Here is a 15,991-nt window from a genome sequence, read left to right on the forward strand (position 1 = left end):
GGACATGCCATCTGGACGTCGTCGTTTCGACGGATCGGTAGTGGTCGTGACCGGCGCGGCGCGAGGTATCGGAGCGGCGACCGCTGAGCTGTTCTCGGGGCTCGGCGCGCGGGTCTGGATCGGTGACATCGATGCCGAGGAGGCCGAGCGCACGGCGTCGCGCATTCGGAGCGCTCGTGCGCTGCGTCTGGATGTCACCGATGGCGCGTCCTGGCAGCAATTCATCGACTCGGTCCTCGCCGAGGACGGTCGCATCGATGTCTTGGTCAACAACGCCGGCGTGATGCCGCTGGGCGAGTTCGATGCCGAGACCGGCGACGTCACCGACCTGATCCTCGATGTCAATGTGCGCGGCGTGATCAACGGTATGCGAGCGGTCATCCCGCACATGGTGTCTCGGGGTCGTGGTCGAGTCGTCAACGTGGCTTCGATGGCCGGGATGATCCCGATCCCGGGAATGGTGACCTACAACGCCAGCAAGTTCGCGGCCTTGGGTGCCTCGCTGGCGGCACGGCGCGAGTACGCCGGCACCGGCGTCACGGTGTCGGCGATCCTGCCGGCCGCGGTCCGTACCGAACTGGCCTCCGGAGCCACCCTGGGTGGTGGACTACCGACCGTTGACCCCGAGGACGTGGCTCAGGCGATCGCCCGTACCGCCCGTACCGGCGCGCGACGGGTTTCGGTGCCGGCGTGGGTGGCGCCCGGTTGGTCGCTGATCGATGCACTGGTCCCCGAGCGAGTCGAAGGGTTCGTCCGCGGCCTGCTCGATGACCGGCGAGCACTGACGTCGGTTGACGACTCGCAGCGCCGCACCTACACGGAGCGAATCGCCAGACAGACCGAACAGCACGCACACTTCGCGTCCCCCCGGCCGAAGGTGCCGCGAGTGCCGTCGGGGGCGGACACAGCGTCATGGTCGCCGACCACAGCACCGACAGAGGCCGGGTCGTGACACGAACCGCGGTGGTGATCGGGTGCGGCGGCACGATCGGCGGCGCCTGGATCGTGGCCGCGCTGGCCGCCCTTGCCGGCGAGACCGGCCTGAACCCCAGCGAGGTCGACCTACTCCAGGGCACGTCGGCCGGCGCCGAACTGGTCACGATGCTGGCCTCGGGAACGTCGATCGACGAACTCGTCGCCATGCACCGCGGCCACGCCGGCGACCGGCGTCTTCGAGACCACATCGCCGCCACCCCACCGGGATTGCCGCCGCTACCGAGCCCGCGACCACTGCACCCCGCTCTGGTGCGGCGCCGGCCCGGTCTCGCCGGACTGACCGGCCTGGCACCGACCGGCCGCGGCGACGCCGCCTGGCTACAACGGCTGGGCGAGGCATTCACCACCGAGGACGGTTGGCTGCCACACTCCGACGCACGGATGATCGCCTACGACGTCGGCACAGGCGAGCGAGTGGCCCTCGGCGCACCGACCGCGCCACCGGTATCGGTGGGCGAGGCGCTGCGGGCGTCGTGGGCGATCCCCGGATGGATGCCGCCGGTTCGGCTCGGCGAGTCGGTACTCGTCGACGGGGGCGCCGCGTCCACCGCATCGGTGGACCTGCTCGTCGACGACAACATCGACCTCGCGTATGTGATCGCGCCGATGGCTTCCGTCCCCGGGCAGCGTCCACCCGGACTCGGCGGCGTGATCGAGGATCGGATACTGCGCCGGCCGATGTCGGCGACCCTCACCCGCGAGATCGCTGTGCTGCGCTCCACCGGCACCTCGGTGATACCGATTGTGCCCAGCACTGACGACCTGCGAGGGCTGGGCGCGAACTTCATGCGCCGCAGCCACCGGCGTGCCGCGTTCGAAGCGGCGATGACCACCGTCCCGGTGACCGTGCGAGCGGCCCTGAGCGAGAACGCGAGTCACGCTTGACCACCACCAACACCCGACCTCGGGTGATCATCATCGGCGCCGGTGTCGCCGGAATCACCGCCCTGCACACCTTCCGCAGCCGCGGCTTCACCGACGTGAAGGTCCTCGAGAAGGGCGCTGATGTGGGGGGAGTGTGGCATTGGAACCGCTATCCCGGGCTGACCTGCGACGTGCCCTCCCAGATCTATCAATTCGGCTTCGCACCCAAACCCGACTGGTCCCACATCTGGGCCGGCGGGGCGGAGATCCAGCGCTACCACCGCGCGGTTGTCGACGAACTGGGACTCAGCGACCACATCCAGCTCAACACCGAAGTCGTCGACGCCCGGTGGGAAGCGGCCACCTCGAGCTGGACCGTGCGAACCGCCGACGGTGAGACGCTGACCGCGGAGGTGGTGGTCTGCGCCACGGGTGTGCTGCACCACCCCGCTTACCCCGAGATCGCCGGCCTCGACACCTTCGCCGGCGAGGTGGTGCACACGGCACGCTGGGACCCGACCGTGACCACCAGCGGACGACACATCGCGGTCATCGGCACCGGATCGACAGGGGTGCAGGTCGTTTCCGCCCTCGTCGACGACGCCTGCGGACTGACCCACTACGTACGCTCACCGCAGTGGGTCCTGTGGGCACCGATGTCATTGCGGCAGAGCCGATGTGTTGCCAGACTCCTGGAGACGCTTCCCGCCGCGCATGCCGGCCTCCACAAGATCCTGCTCCGCGGGTCGGCGATTCTCGCCGACATCACCACCCGTCCCTCCTGGCGGCGCCGGGCGGTGCAGACCTACGCCCGGATGTCTCTCCGCCTGCAGGTCCGCGACCGGGATCTGAGAGATCGACTGACGCCCGACTACGAACCACTGTGTAAACGACAAGTCGTGTCCGGAACGTATTACCGTGCCATCCAACAACCCCATGCCCACCTGGTCACCGAGCAGATCACCGAGGTCACCGCGCGCGGCATCCGCACTGCCGATGGCCGCGAGCACCCCACCGATGTGATCGTGTTGGCCACCGGATTCCGCGCGCACGATTACATGCGGCCCATGACCATCGTCGGGCGCGACGGCCGCACCCTCGACGACGCCTGGCGCGACGGGCCCCGCGCCTACCGGATGACCGCGATCCCCGGCTTTCCCAACCTGTTCACCATCCTGGGGCCCAACTCCCCCACCGGTTCGATCTCGCTGCAGCACACCTCACAACTGACCGCGGACTACATCGTCCACTGGCTCGAACAACTCCGTGCCGGCGGCGTGACCTCCGTCGAGGTCACCGACGAGGCCACCGAGGACTACAACCGTCGCCTCGCCGAAGCGATGGAACCCACCGTATGGAACACCGGCTGTCACTCGTGGTACATCGAGGGCGGCTCGATCGACCTGTTCCCTTACATGCCGAGCACGCTGGCCTCCTTGCTCGACACCCCCGACCACAGCCACTTTCACATCGGTACGGCTCCCGGCGACGGGTGACCACACAGGGGGGGCGTGCGCGACCGGCCAGTTCCGCGGAATCGGCGGCGCGGCGTCGGGTGCCATGAGCGCACCGATCTGCGCGAAGATCGGGTTGCCGCCGTTGTCATAGGAGCCGTCGGGGCCGAATGCCTCGGGGTCGTAGGTCACCGACACCGCGATGGCGATCTTCTCCGACGGCAGGTGACCCGCGACCGCGGGATACCCGTTGAACAACGGGTTCTGCACGACACAGTCGTCGGTGAGGACGACACCCATGCCGTAGGTGTATCGGTCGCTCATCGTCATGCATGTCGAGCAGCCGGCCAGTGGGCGCGCCACGCCGCGCAGGCCCGTGGGAGCACGGCCGCGACGTAGGCGATGGCGGCGCTGAACTCCTGTCGGCGACTTCGGCGATCCGGAGTAGCGTCGATGCAGTCCGTGCGGCGGACGGAGGAGGGCGACGATGACAGCAGGACATGCGACCGGCCCGGCGTCGGGACCGATGCCGGCCGCGTTCATCGGACATGGCAACCCGATGAACGCACTCGAGCGCAACAGGTACACCGAGGCCTGGGCGGCACTGGGCGCATCGGTGCCGACCCCGCGCGCGATCCTGGTGATCTCGGCGCACTGGTACACCAACGCCACCGCGGTGACCGCGATGCCGCGGCCGCGCACCATCCACGACTTCTTCGGCTTCCCGCAGGACCTCTTCGACGTCGAGTACCCCGCCCCGGGGGATCCGGATGTCGCCGAGATGGTCTCCGATGTCGTCAAACCCACCTGGTGCGGGCACGACGTCGACAGCTGGGGCATCGATCACGGGACCTGGTCGGTCCTCGTACACACGTTCCCGGATGCGTCCATACCCGTGCTGCAGTTGTCGCTCAACGCCTTCAAGGATTACGAGCATCATTACGAACTGGGCCGAAAGCTCGCCCCGCTCCGAGATCAGGGTGTGCTGATCATCGGCAGCGGCAACATCGTGCACAATCTGCGGGCGGTCGACTTCGCGAGGTCCGACAGCGGATTCGACTGGGCCCACCGGTTCGACGACGCCGCCCGAGACGTGTTGCAGGACAATCCGTCGAACGTGCTGAGCCTGGACGGACATCCCGACTTCGACAAGTCCGTGCCGACTCCCGACCACTACCTGCCGTTGCTCTACATCGCCGGACTCGCCGGCGATTCACCGCTGGACCTACTCGTGGACGGCCATGCCGCCGGGTCGATCTCGATGGCCGCTTACACGCACGGGCTCGATGTCGAGCCCACGGGGTCCGGCGCCGGCGGACCGGCCGCCGAACTACCCGAGGGGTTTCCGACGCTCAACTCGAACCTGTGAGCCTCAGGATGCGGAGAGGAACTCGTCGATCTGGTTGATCGCCGACGACGCTCCTTCGACGACGCCCATGTCGAGCACCTTCTGCAATGCCTCGGCCGAGTCGTAGGTGCTGATGTACGTGGCGACCGTCGTGCCGTCCTTCTCGATGAACGCGTACGAGTTCCGGGACTCCGGCATGTCGGTGATCGGGTTGAGGTCCCCATCGGCGAACCCGTCGAGAAAGGTGAAGCCGGTGGGCTCGTCGACGGACTCGACCTTCCAGTAACCGCCGAACTTCTCCCCTTCCGGACTCGTCATGTAGTAGGTGACCCGCCCGCCGGGGCGGAGGTCGTGTTCGACGACGGTGGCGGGGTAAGTCGGCGGACCCCAGATCTTCTCGAGCTGGCGCGGGTCGGCATAGATCTGCCACACGCGGTCGATCGGCGCCGCGAATTCGGCATTGATGGTGATGGTGCGGGCGTCGAGGTCCGGCGTCACGTCGATGACAGGCATTGTTCATTCCTCCGATGGGATTGTGGGTGAGGGTGATTCGAGTGAGAGCAGATCGTCGATGCGGGCGATACGACCGCGCCACACCTGTTCGAGCTCGGTGAGCATCGATGCCACCGAGCGCACTGCCGCGACGTCGCCACTGGCCAGCTGCTCGCGCCCGTGACGACGCTTGGTGAGCAGGCCGGCCTTCTCCAGGACGGCGACGTGCTTCTGCACCGCCGCGAAGCTCATGTCGTATTTCGCGGCCAGCACCGAGACCGAGTGTTCACCGGCGAGCACACGTCGCAGGATGTCGCGACGGGTGCGATCCGACAGTGCGTGGAACAGAGCGTCGGCCCGGTCCTCGTCGCTCGGGTCGCCCGCGTTCTCGGTCACTCCTCCAACATACAACCCATCGGTTGTATGTCAAGGGACTGTTGCGATCACACCGGGCTCAACCCTGGCCCTCGGCGGTCGCCGGGCCTTGACTTGTCCCGACCGTCTCTCCGCTTGTGGCGGCCCCTCATCGCCCCGGCGACTCAGACCCGAAGGACACCAACCCGTGACTCGTCAGCTCCATCTCGGTGGATTCTTGATCGCCTCCCCCGTCACCCACTCGCACGCCGCGTGGCGCCACCCCGGCTCGGTGACGGACTATTTCGGGCCCGACCACTATCACCGGGTGGGGCGAATCCTCGAGCGCGGCAAGTTCGACTTCGCCTTCTTCGCCGATCTGCTCGCCGCCCCGGTCCGGTTCGGGGGCGATCAGTCCGAACCTTTCCGGCGCGGCACGCAGGCCGCGGCGACCATCGACCCGAGTCTGGTGGCGGCGAGCATCGCCGCGGTCACCAACCGGCTCGGCATCGCGGTGACGAAGTCCACCACCTACTTCCACCCCTACGAGCTCGCGCGCGTCTTCGGCTCCCTCGACCACCTCACCCGCGGGCGCATCGCCTGGAACATCGTGACGTCGCTGTCACAGGCCGAGGCCCAGAACTTCGGCTTCGACGAGCACGTGGAACACGACGAGCGGTACGTGCGCGCCGAGGAGTTCGTGAGCACGGCGATCAAGCTGTGGTCGAGCTGGGATGCCGATGCCGTCACGGCGGACAAGGAGTCCGGCGTCTGGGCGGACCCGTCGAAGATCCACACCGTCGACCACGAGGGCACGCACTACCGCACGCGGGGTCCGCTCAACCAGCCGCGCTCACCGCAGCATCGGCCGGTCCTCATCCAGGCGGGGTCGTCGAACACCGGCAAGGACTTCGCCGCGCGGTGGGCCGAGGCCATCTTCGAGATCGACCCGACCCCGGAGGGGCGTCGCGCCTATTACGACGACGTGAAGTCGAGGGCGGTGAACTTCGGCCGAAACCCCGACCACGTCAAGATCTTCCCCTCCTTCATCCCGTTCATCGGCGAAACCGAGTCGATCGCCCGGGAGAAGCAGGCCTTCCACAACGAACTCGCCGATCCGATCTCGGGCCTGATCACGCTGTCGGTCCACACCGACCACGATTTCTCCGCCTACGATCTCGACGCCCCCGTCGAAGACATCCAGGTGAGCGGCACCCAGGGGCTGTTCGACGTCGCCCGCCGCCTCTCCGAGCGGGACAGTCTCACCCTCCGCGACATCGGCAAGCTCTATGCGCAGGGAGTCCTGCTGCCGCAGTTCGTCGGCACGGCCGCCGACGTCGCGGACCAGATCGAGGCGTCGTTCTCCGGCGGCGAGGCCGACGGGTTCATCGTGTCGAGTGCCCAGACGCCCGGGACCTTCAACGACTTCGTGGATTACGTGGTCCCGGAGTTACAGCGCCGCGGCCTGTTCCGTACGGAGTACGAGGGCACGACCCTGCGCGATCACCTCGGACTCGGGAGTGCCGAGGAGGATCTGCCCGCGGACGTGCGCGGAGTCGACACCCGGCTCGCGGGCTGAGGCGGGGAGGACCTCAGCGTTCAGCGACCCGGCCGCCGTCGACGTCCCAGTGTCGGTCGACACGCACGTTTTCCAGCATGCGCCGATCGTGGGTCACGAGAAGCACTGCGCCGTCGTAGGAATCGAGTGCGGCCTCGAGTTGTTCGATGGCCGGCAGGTCGAGGTGGTTGGTCGGCTCGTCGAGGACGAGGACATTGGTGCCACGCGCCTGGAGCAGGGCCAGGCCGGCCCGGGTGCGCTCGCCCGGTGACAGCTCACCGACCGGGCGATCGACGTGATCGGCCCGCAGGCCGAATTTGGCGAGCAGCGTGCGCACGTCGGCGGTGGAGAATTCGGGGACGAGGGTCTCGAACCGTTCGGCGAGCGGCCGGGTACCGGTGAACTGGCCACGTGCCTGGTCGATCTCACCGATCGCGACGTTGGCGCCGAGTTGCGCGGTCCCCTCGTCGGGGTCGACCCGCCCGAGCAACAGCCGCAGCAGCGTCGTCTTGCCGGCACCATTGTGGCCGGTGATGCCGATGCGTTCGCCGGCGTTCACCTGTATCGACACCGGGCCCAGTACGAAATCGCCCTGCCGCACCACCGCTTCGTTGAGGGTGGCGACCACCGAACTGGAGCGGGGCGCCGAGCCGATGGTGAATTCCAGCACCCACTCCTTGCGCGGTTCGGCGACCTCGTCCAGCCGTGCGATCCGACTCTCCATCTGCCGGACCTTCTGCGCCTGCTTCTCACTGGATTCCGTTGCGGCGCGGCGTCGGATCTTGTCGTTGTCCGGCGCCTTGCGCATCGCGTTGCGGACACCCTGACTCGACCACTCGCGTTGCGTACGCGCCCGGGCGACGAGATCGGCCTTCCTGGCCGCGAACTCCTCGTACTCCTCGCGGCGGTGACGACGGGCGACGGCACGTTCCTCGAGGTAGCTCTCGTAGCCACCGCCGTACACGGTGCTGGTGTGCTGCGCGAGGTCGAGTTCGAGCACCCGGGTGACGCTGCGCGCGAGGAACTCTCGATCGTGACTGACCAGGACGACGCCGCCACGCATCCCCGCCACGACCTCCTCGAGTCGGGCGAGACCGTCGAGATCGAGGTCATTGGTCGGTTCGTCGAGGAGCACGATGTCGAACCGGGAGCAGAGCAGCGCGGCGAGCCCGACCCGGGCGGCCTGGCCGCCGGACAGATCCGTCATCAACGTGGCGTCCGGATCGATGACGCCGTCGCCGAGACCGAGATCGGCGAGAACGGCGGGGAGCCGCTCGTCGAGATCGGCCGCCCCGGTGGCCAGCCAGTGGTCGAGCGCGGCCGCGTACACCTCGGCCGGATCTGCCGACGTCGCCGCGCCCGGATCGGCCAGCGCGTCGGCCGCGGCGTCCATCGCCGCGGTGGCCGCTGCGCACCCGGTACGACGTGCGACATACGCGCGCACGACCTCCCCGGGGAGTCGCTCGTGCTCCTGTGGCAGCCATCCGACGAAGGCATCGCTCGGCGCCCTCGTGACCGTGCCCTCCAAGGGTGCGAGGTCACCGGCGAGCACCCGCAGAAGTGTCGTCTTCCCGGCACCGTTCGCACCGACCACGCCGATCACGTCCCCGGGCGCCACGGTGAGATCGAGGTGATCGAACAGGACGCGGTGGGCGTATCCCCCGGCGACGTCCTTGGCGACGAGCGTGGCGGTCATCGGTCCATGGTCGCACCACGTCCTCGGCCGTCCGGAGCCGGCAGACGAGCCCGCGTTCTCCGGGCCCCGTCGTTCTCCGGGCCGCCCGGCTTCCCCGACCCCGTTTTCCCGGCCTGCCCATCGGGTATCCGCCCGCATGACCTCAACTCGCGAGACCCGACACTTCGACGTCGTCGTCATCGGCGGCGGGAATGCCGGCCTCAGCGCCGCGGCGCGCCTGCTGCGTCTGGGCTTCCCCGACGTCGCGGTGATCGAACCGCAGGCCGTACACACCTACCGTCCACTCCTCTCCTACGTCGGCGGCGGCCAGGCGACGCTTCGTGATGCCGAGCGCACCCAGCGCTCGGTCACGCCGGACGGCGTGACCTGGCTTCGGGACACGGCCGTCGTCGTCGATGCGGCCAAGCGGACGATCCGCTGTGCCTCCGGCGCCGACATCGGCTACCGAGACCTCATCCTGGCCGTCGGACTCGTGCCGGATCACGACGCGATGCCGGGAATCGATCTCGCGATCGCCGACCCCGCGGTCGCCAGCAACTATCTCGACCGAGCCGAACAGACCTGGGACCTCGTGACCTCGATGCCGCGGGGCGGCCGGGCCGTGTTCACCGTCCCGCGACCGCCGGTCAGCTGCACCGGCACCACACTCAAACCGCTGTTCCTCGCCGCCGCCCAGTGGCGGCGGGCCGGCATCCTCGAGTCCCTCGACATCACCCTGACCGTCGACCGGCCGCATCTGCTCGGCGTCGACGGCCTCGACGCACGTCTGTCGGAGTGCCTCGACGAACTCGGCGTCCGCGTCCGGCTCGACAGCGCCGTCCGGCTGCACCCGGTTGATCGTCGGGTCACCGTGGTGACGGGCTCGCAGACGGAGGAGGTGCAGTACGACATGTTGCATCTCGTCCCGCCGTTCCGCGGAGCCGACCTGGTGAGCGACTCGGGTCTGTCCGGCACCCGCGACCGTGGACTCGTCGACATCGACCCCCATACGCTCCGCCACCGGACCCATCCGTCGATCTGGGGCGCCGGCGACGGTGCTGCGATCGCCACCGACCCGTCCGGAGGCGGTCTGCGACGCCAGGTCGCGATCCTCGTCGACAATCTCGCCGCCGCGCGGGCCGGCGAAGAACTGACGGCGTACGACGGGTACACGGTCGCCCCGATCGCGACCGACGCCCACCATCTGATCGCCGCCGAGTTCGACCGAGAGGGCACCATCACGTCGTCGTTGCCGTCGGTGATCGACCCGCTGACACCGCGTCGGAGCGCGTGGGCCTTCGACCGCTACGTGCTTCCTCGCCTCTACTGGAACGCGATCCTGCGTGGACGGGTGTGAATGCGCGTCCACCCACCGTGATCGGTTCGGAATCGAGAAGCCGCATTCCCCGCCAGGCACCACGTCTTTCGCTGTCGACACCATCGACACGCAGGCCGAGGAGACCATCGCGAAGCTCGTCCAGAAGGCGGTCGGCGGACGCCTCGAGCGATGACGAAGTGAGCATCGGACCCTCCCCCTCTGGCCAAGAGGACTGCGACACGGTATATTTCGTCAGGTGTTGACTTCCTCTGAACAAAGATTGGGGGTCCACGTCGTGCGCGGTGAGTGCTGATGCACCTCCCGCCCACGACTGGAATACCTCCCCGCCTCTCCCCCTGGCTCCGCGCCCGTCAGTTCGCGGTACCGCCCTCCATGATCGCAGCCGCCACCGCTGCACGTCGTGCCGGTGACTGGATCGGCGCTTGCGCCGCAGCAGGTTTCGACGCCGATGTCGATCTCGACGCCATCCGCCGACGGTCCGGTTCCGACCTGGTCGAACGCCTTCAGGACGACCTCCTCCACCTCGCGCCCGACCTGCTGCGCTGGCATCTGCCGCGGGTGGGTCCCGCCGGACACCTGCGGCCCGGCCTCACCATCGCACTTGCCCGCTATGGGCACGATCCCGGAAGCCGTTTCGGCACAGCAGGTTCGATGTATCTCGTGGCGCGAACTCCACCGCGGTGGGCCGACGCCGGACAACGAGTGGCGCTGGCCCTGTGGGACGGGTCGACACCCGACCCACATCCGCACCCGCGTCCGGACCGCAGATACCGGCTGGACCTGCATCGACACCTGTGGGACGTCCGCCGGGCAGGAGAGTTCCGGATACGTTGCGGCGCCGACTCATCACCGTCGCCGCCGACTTCTCCCCCGCCGCGTGACCTGCCGGACGGCTGCGCCGTCGATCGGTGGGCGGCCGAAGCCGCCTTGGTGATCCGCGCCGAGGGGCGCCGATCCGGTTGTGTACGAATACGACTCGGAGCCCGGGGCGATCTGGTTCTGCACAGCGACGTCGCCGATCTCACCGCTGCCGACTGGGTGGTCGCTCCGGCATCACGACAGATCACGGCTCTTCCGGTGCTGCCCGACGCCGCGACCAGAACTCTCCCGGACCTCGAGTTGCTCCGACACGGCGCGATCTCTCCCGATCAGCTACACCCGCTGGTGGCAGCTGCACTCGCGCCCGGCCGTCATCCGCGTCGAGAATCCCGAAAAATGGCTCAGGACTCCGGTTTTCAGGAGGTCCGATGTCGGGGTGAAGTACACCGGATCGGAATCGCGGACGGCGTCCTGTCGGCACTCGACCATGACCGCGACGAGGTTCGCCGCGAGCAGATGCTGGCCTCGCTCACCGGCACACCCCTGGCCTGCCTACAGGCCATCGACCGCGCCCACCGGCGGCCCGATTGTCTCTCCGGAGTACAGGAACGACTCGATTTCGGTGACATCGACGGCGCTCTGGCGATCGTCGAGCGACTACTCGGTCCGGACGCGATCCTGCGGAACGGACCATTGCGCGATGCGGTGGAAACCACCCGCGCGCAACAGGAGATCTACGACGCCTACCGCGCCGGTGTCATCGATCCGGTCCCGCAATCCATTCCCGGCGGGCCCCGCAGCCGCGGGCACATCGGCCGGCGTCAGCGCGCTCGCCCGCGACACGCGACGCCATTCGAACCCGGCGTCCGTCATCCCTTTCCCTTTCACACCCCGTAGGTGAAACGTGCTCACACAGACCTCGACTCCACTCCCCCAGAACACCGAGACCACACCAACACACAGCACCGACGACGCACAGTCCGTCGACTCCCAACTCGACAGGGCCGCCGCCCTACTCGCGATGCTCGACGAGACGACCACCGAACAACGGTCCCATGACCAGCTCGAAGCGCTCACGCTCGCCGTGGCCGCCGACCTCCCGGTCCTGCTGTGGGGCGAACCGGGGATTGGCAAGACCGCGGCGCTGACGCAACTCGCCGCCTCGCTGGACCTGCCCCTCACGACGGTGATCGCGAGCGTCCACGAGCCCTCGGACTTCTCCGGACTACCCATCATCGGCGATGACCCGGCCACCCGGGGCGTTCCCATGGCCCCGCCCGACTGGGCCGTACGCCTCGCCGATGCCGGCCGTGGGTTGCTTTTTCTCGACGAGCTCTCCACGGCACCTCCCGCCGTACAGGCGGCGCTCCTGCGACTGGTGCTCGAGAGACGAGTGGGCGCCCTGCAACTACCTCCCGAGGTGCGGATCGTCGCCGCCGCCAACCCGCCGTCGTCGGCGGCGGACGGCTGGGAGCTGAGTGCACCACTCGCCAACCGCTTCGTCCATCTGCACTGGACCCACGATCACGACGTTGTGGTCCGCGGCCTCGGCGGCACCTGGCCCACGACGCCGCTACCAACGCTGGCCCCGGAGAAGTTCAGCAGTGCAGTGGATTCCGCACGCCGCGCCGTCTGCACGTTACTGGCGGCCCGCCCCGCGCTGGTCCATAAGCTCCCCGGGAGTCAGACCCGTCGGGGCGGCGCCTGGCCGTCGCCGCGAAGCTGGGCCGCGACGGTGCGACTGATCGCGTTCGCCACCGCCGCCTCCGCGTCATCCGATGTCCTGTCGCTGTTGATCCGCGGCACGGTCGGCGACGGGCCCGGCTTCGAATTGCTGGCGAGTATCGATCACATGGATCTGCCGGATCCCGAAACGCTGCTCGCCGATCCGTCAGCGGCGCAACTCCCCGAGCGAGGTGACCTGCGTCAGGCGACACTCGACGCCGTCGTCGCCGCGGTCCGGCGTCGACCCGATCGGACCCGATGGGACGCCGCATGGGAGGTGCTGGCCGTCGCGGTCCAGACCGGCGCACCGGATCTCGTGGTGGTTCCGGCGACCACCCTGGCGACGCTACGTCGGGACGACTGGCAGATCCCCGACACCATCGACCAGCTGGCGGGGGTGGTGTCGGTGTCCCGCGCCGCCGACGACGCCGCCGAGCGGGTCGCGGCTCGGCCGGAACCGGGCCGGATGCGATGACGGTGACTGATGCACCGGTGCCGGCGCCGTCGGTGTCGGACCGGATCTACGCGGCTCGCCTGCACGCGGTGCGCGCACGGCCGTACCTGGCAACCGCGCTCTACGCCCTGCACCTCATCGAGTCGCCGCACGTCCGGACCATGAGCGTCGACCGCTACTGGCGCTGCTACCTGTCCCCGACCTTCGTCGCCAACCGGCCCGAGGAGGAGATAGCCGCTCTCCTTGTGCACGAGGTGTCACATCTGCTCCGGGATCACGCCGGCCGGTGCGACCGGTACGCCGAGGATCACGACGTCGACAGCCCGGCGGAACGGTTGCGGATGAACATCGCCGCCGACTTCGAGATCAACGACGACGTGTACGGGTCCGGGCTCGTCACGCCCGACGACGCGGTGCATCCGTCCGCACTCGGCCTGGACACCGGGTTGCTGATGGAGGACTACCTCCGCTGGTTCAGTCTGGGTCCGCGAACCGATGCGATGGCCTGGCTCGAGTGCGGTAGCGGAGGCCACGGCGGCCATCGCGAGTGGGAACTGGGGCCGGAGGGTGCCGACGGTCTGAGCGGCCAGGAGCGCGACGCCGTCCGGTTCGCGGTCGCGACGGCGATCTCCGACCGCGCGGGCGATGTCCCGGCGGGCTGGCGCCGGTGGGCACGCGATGCCGTGCACCCGCCGCAGCCATGGCAGGCCCTGTTGGGCGCCGCGATCCGGGCCGCGGTGTCGACCTCCGGCGTCGGCGACGACTACACCTTCGGGCGACCGGCGAGACGGTCGGTCGCGCTGACCGGTGTGATCGTTCCCAGCCTTCGACGGACCCCACCGAAGGTGAGCGTCGTGATCGACACCTCGGGATCGGTCAGCGACGCCGAACTCGGCAGCGCGCTGGTCGAGCTCGCCGCCATCTCACGCGCCGTCAGCGGCCGACGCGATCTGCTCACCGTGGTGTCGTGCGACGCCGCGGCCCATGTCGCGCAACCCATCTGCCGCGCGGAGAACATCCCGCTCCACGGCGGCGGCGGGACCGACCTGCGTACCGGGTTCGACACCGCACTGCGCACCCGACCCGACGTTGTCGTCGCTTTGACCGACGGACACACTCCGTGGCCGAGCCACCGGCCCGGCTGCCGCACCATCGTCGGGCTCTTCGCTCGCGAGTACCGTGCGTATGCCCCGCTCACCGGCTCGCCCGTGTCCGGTTACGGGGGTGGCGCCCATTCCGGCGTCGGGTCGGCGCCACCCGACTGGGCGCAGGTCGTGCGCATCGGCGAGCCGGGCCGGTGACGAGCCTCGAAGGGCCCTCACGACCCGCCGCTCCTCGATGTCCGTCCATCTCAGCAGGATCGAAGGGCATATTGCCCTCGGAGCGCGCTCACGAGGACGAAAAACCCCGGACCACCGACAGATCCGCCGCGTCCCGGTCGAATGGTCATCCGCGTCGAGCACCGCCCGACGAAACGCGGGGCCGAACGATCCGGTAGATCTGGGTGCGGCCAGTCGCAGGGAAGGTGACGCAACCGATGACACTGTCAGACGTGAACCCCGAGCGGATCCTGTGGCGGGCCTATGAGCCGATCCACGCGATCTGCTACTTCGATCCGCTGTTCGCGACTGTCATGGCCGAGAGCGGGCTGACCGGCTGGTGGAACGGCTACTTCGCCGGGCGCGCCGCCCCGCTCGGCGCGACGCCGCCGGAAGTGGTCTCCGCGCTGTTCTACGGGTTCGCCCCGGCGATGGTCGCCCGAGCGATCCCCAAGGTGTGGACTCGCATCACTCCGCGGGGTGCCCTCGACGCTCGTTTCGACGCCGCCGAGCGAGTCCTCGGTGAGCACGCGTCGGCCGGATCGACCGATGACCTGCGCCGGGCCACCGACAATCTGGAACATGCCGTCGACGCCCTCTCCCACGACGGTCGGGCTCTGGCCGCCGCGTGGAGTTCCGTTGCCCGACCGGCGTCGATGCTGGGGCGATTGTGGTTGGCCACCACCGTTCTCCGTGAACACCGCGGCGACGGTCATGTCGTGGCCGCTACCGCCGCCGGCCTGACCGGACTGCAGGCGTCGATGACCCACATCGCCGGCGGGCACGTCGACCGGACGCTCATCCAGGACAATCGCGGTTGGACCGACCACCAGTGGGACAGCGCACGCCGCTCCCTCGAGGACATCGGAATCCTTTCTCGCGATGGAACTCTGACCGACGGCGGCGCCGCCCTTCGCGAACAGGTCGAGGCGACCACCGACCGCCTCGCCACGTCGAGCGTCCGTTCCCTGCCCGACTCCGACTGGACCGTCCGGGTCCTCCGGTCGCTGTCACGTGCGCTCGTCGATCGTGGCGTGATCCCCTTCCCCAATCCCATCGGGGTGCCGCGCCCCTGAGCGCGGCATTCCGGCCGGTTCCGCCGGTGAGCCGACTACTCTGGCCGCCATGATCACCGCGGTACACACACTGATCTACTGCGACGACCCGGAGGCCGCCCGCGCCTTTTTTCGCGATGTCCTCGCCTTCCCACACGTCGACACCGGTGGCGGATGGCTGATCTTCCAGACCGGCCCCAGCGAGTTGGGCGCGCACCCCGACAAGTGGGAGCACGAAGGGACCGCCGGCCGCACCGATCAGAAGTTCGATGTGTCGTTCATGTGCGACGACCTCGAGTCGACGATGGGCGAACTCTCCGCGCGGGGCGCCGAATTCGTCGGCACTCCGACCGACGAGGGATGGGGCGTGACCGTCGGGATCAAGGTTCCCGGCGCCGGGGAGATCACGTTGTACGAGCCGAAGTACCCACCGCCGACCCTCCAGTGACCGTTCGGGACCGGTCGTGCAGCGTCGCTCATTCGGTCGCATGAAACCCGATGGGCCGGCACGCCACACGCGGTAATCTCCCGAGGTCACC

The 15,991-nt window shown here is 68.7% G+C and carries 14 protein-coding genes; 11 read left to right on the forward strand and 3 right to left on the reverse strand.

The window, feature by feature from the left end:
• The first annotated feature begins 4 nt into the window (after nt 1–4).
• The 4 genes from CA982_RS07280 to ygiD all read left to right on the forward strand — a co-directional run bounded on the left by CA982_RS07280 (nt 5) and on the right by ygiD (nt 4,683).
• Nucleotides 5–952 carry an SDR family oxidoreductase gene (locus CA982_RS07280; RefSeq protein WP_086534725.1) on the forward strand — a complete coding sequence of 316 codons (948 nt, stop codon included), beginning with the start codon at nt 5–7 and terminating at the stop codon, nt 950–952.
• Nucleotides 949–1,881: a patatin-like phospholipase family protein gene (locus tag CA982_RS07285; RefSeq protein ID WP_086534726.1), complete on the forward strand. Its 933-nt coding sequence runs from the start codon at nt 949–951 to the stop codon at nt 1,879–1,881. Before CA982_RS07280 ends, CA982_RS07285 begins: the two co-directional genes overlap by 4 nt.
• Nucleotides 1,878–3,356, forward strand: coding sequence for a flavin-containing monooxygenase (locus CA982_RS07290; protein ID WP_086534651.1), 1,479 nt, complete (start codon nt 1,878–1,880; stop codon nt 3,354–3,356). Before CA982_RS07285 ends, CA982_RS07290 begins: the two co-directional genes overlap by 4 nt.
• 484 nt (nt 3,357–3,840) lie before the next feature.
• A complete protein-coding gene (gene ygiD, locus CA982_RS07300) occupies nt 3,841–4,683 on the forward strand; it encodes a 4,5-DOPA-extradiol-dioxygenase (protein WP_086534652.1) in 843 nt (280 codons plus the stop codon).
• A 3-nt stretch (nt 4,684–4,686) separates the two neighbouring features.
• Here the strand turns inward: ygiD and CA982_RS07305 are convergent, their stop codons facing one another.
• A complete protein-coding gene (locus CA982_RS07305; RefSeq protein WP_086534653.1) occupies nt 4,687–5,175 on the reverse strand; it encodes an SRPBCC family protein in 489 nt (162 codons plus the stop codon).
• 3 nt (nt 5,176–5,178) lie between these two features.
• Nucleotides 5,179–5,550, reverse strand: a complete 372-nt coding sequence (locus CA982_RS07310) for an ArsR/SmtB family transcription factor (protein WP_086534654.1) — start codon at nt 5,548–5,550, stop codon at nt 5,179–5,181.
• Between the two features lie 166 nt (nt 5,551–5,716).
• Between CA982_RS07310 and CA982_RS07315 the strand changes: the two genes are divergently transcribed.
• The gene (locus CA982_RS07315) at nt 5,717–7,087 is read left to right on the forward strand and encodes an LLM class flavin-dependent oxidoreductase (protein ID WP_086534655.1); all 1,371 of its coding nucleotides are present in this window, start codon (nt 5,717–5,719) and stop codon (nt 7,085–7,087) included.
• A gap of 13 nt (nt 7,088–7,100) precedes the next feature.
• On the opposite strand, the gene CA982_RS07320 is transcribed toward CA982_RS07315, so the two are convergent.
• Nucleotides 7,101–8,762, reverse strand: coding sequence for an ABC-F family ATP-binding cassette domain-containing protein (locus tag CA982_RS07320; RefSeq protein WP_086534656.1), 1,662 nt, complete (start codon nt 8,760–8,762; stop codon nt 7,101–7,103).
• A 136-nt stretch (nt 8,763–8,898) separates the two neighbouring features.
• On the opposite strand from CA982_RS07320, the gene CA982_RS07325 reads away from it, so the two are divergent.
• The 6 genes from CA982_RS07325 (at nt 8,899) to CA982_RS07350 (ending at nt 15,900) form a co-directional block, all read left to right on the forward strand.
• Complete coding sequence (locus tag CA982_RS07325) at nt 8,899–10,098, forward strand: NAD(P)/FAD-dependent oxidoreductase (RefSeq protein WP_086534657.1); 1,200 nt, start codon at nt 8,899–8,901, stop codon at nt 10,096–10,098.
• Nucleotides 10,099–10,452: 354 nt separating this feature from the next.
• Nucleotides 10,453–11,796 (forward strand): hypothetical protein, encoded by a 1,344-nt coding sequence (locus tag CA982_RS07330; RefSeq protein WP_244176157.1) that lies wholly within the window; start codon nt 10,453–10,455, stop codon nt 11,794–11,796.
• Nucleotides 11,797–11,920: 124 nt separating this feature from the next.
• Entirely contained in the window at nt 11,921–13,099 is a 1,179-nt protein-coding gene (locus tag CA982_RS07335; RefSeq protein ID WP_208617908.1) for an AAA family ATPase, read from the forward strand.
• Nucleotides 13,096–14,379 (forward strand): vWA domain-containing protein, encoded by a 1,284-nt coding sequence (locus CA982_RS07340; protein WP_086534659.1) that lies wholly within the window; start codon nt 13,096–13,098, stop codon nt 14,377–14,379. Before CA982_RS07335 ends, CA982_RS07340 begins: the two co-directional genes overlap by 4 nt.
• A gap of 236 nt (nt 14,380–14,615) precedes the next feature.
• Nucleotides 14,616–15,473 (forward strand): SCO6745 family protein, encoded by an 858-nt coding sequence (locus CA982_RS07345; RefSeq protein ID WP_086534728.1) that lies wholly within the window; start codon nt 14,616–14,618, stop codon nt 15,471–15,473.
• 49 nt (nt 15,474–15,522) lie between these two features.
• Complete coding sequence (locus tag CA982_RS07350) at nt 15,523–15,900, forward strand: VOC family protein (protein WP_086534660.1); 378 nt, start codon at nt 15,523–15,525, stop codon at nt 15,898–15,900.
• Nucleotides 15,901–15,991: the final 91 nt, after the last annotated feature.

Source organism: Gordonia lacunae (genome assembly GCF_002149015.1).
GTDB lineage: Bacteria > Actinomycetota > Actinomycetes > Mycobacteriales > Mycobacteriaceae > Gordonia > Gordonia lacunae.

Bases quoted from the DNA above. Each gene is read 5' to 3' on its own strand.
- CA982_RS07280 (WP_086534725.1), top strand. From the start codon at position 5: ATGCCATCTGGACGTCGTCGTTTCGACGGATCGGTAGTGGTCGTGACC.
- ygiD (WP_086534652.1), top strand. From the start codon at position 3,841: ATGCCGGCCGCGTTCATCGGACATGGCAACCCGATGAACGCACTCGAG.
- CA982_RS07305 (WP_086534653.1), bottom strand. From the start codon at position 5,175: ATGCCTGTCATCGACGTGACGCCGGACCTCGACGCCCGCACCATCACC.
- CA982_RS07320 (WP_086534656.1), bottom strand. From the start codon at position 8,762: ATGACCGCCACGCTCGTCGCCAAGGACGTCGCCGGGGGATACGCCCAC.
- CA982_RS07325 (WP_086534657.1), top strand. From the start codon at position 8,899: ATGACCTCAACTCGCGAGACCCGACACTTCGACGTCGTCGTCATCGGC.
- CA982_RS07330 (WP_244176157.1), top strand. From the start codon at position 10,453: ATGATCGCAGCCGCCACCGCTGCACGTCGTGCCGGTGACTGGATCGGC.
- CA982_RS07335 (WP_208617908.1), top strand. From the start codon at position 11,921: ATGCTCGACGAGACGACCACCGAACAACGGTCCCATGACCAGCTCGAA.
- CA982_RS07340 (WP_086534659.1), top strand. From the start codon at position 13,096: ATGACGGTGACTGATGCACCGGTGCCGGCGCCGTCGGTGTCGGACCGG.
- CA982_RS07345 (WP_086534728.1), top strand. From the start codon at position 14,616: ATGACACTGTCAGACGTGAACCCCGAGCGGATCCTGTGGCGGGCCTAT.
- CA982_RS07350 (WP_086534660.1), top strand. From the start codon at position 15,523: ATGATCACCGCGGTACACACACTGATCTACTGCGACGACCCGGAGGCC.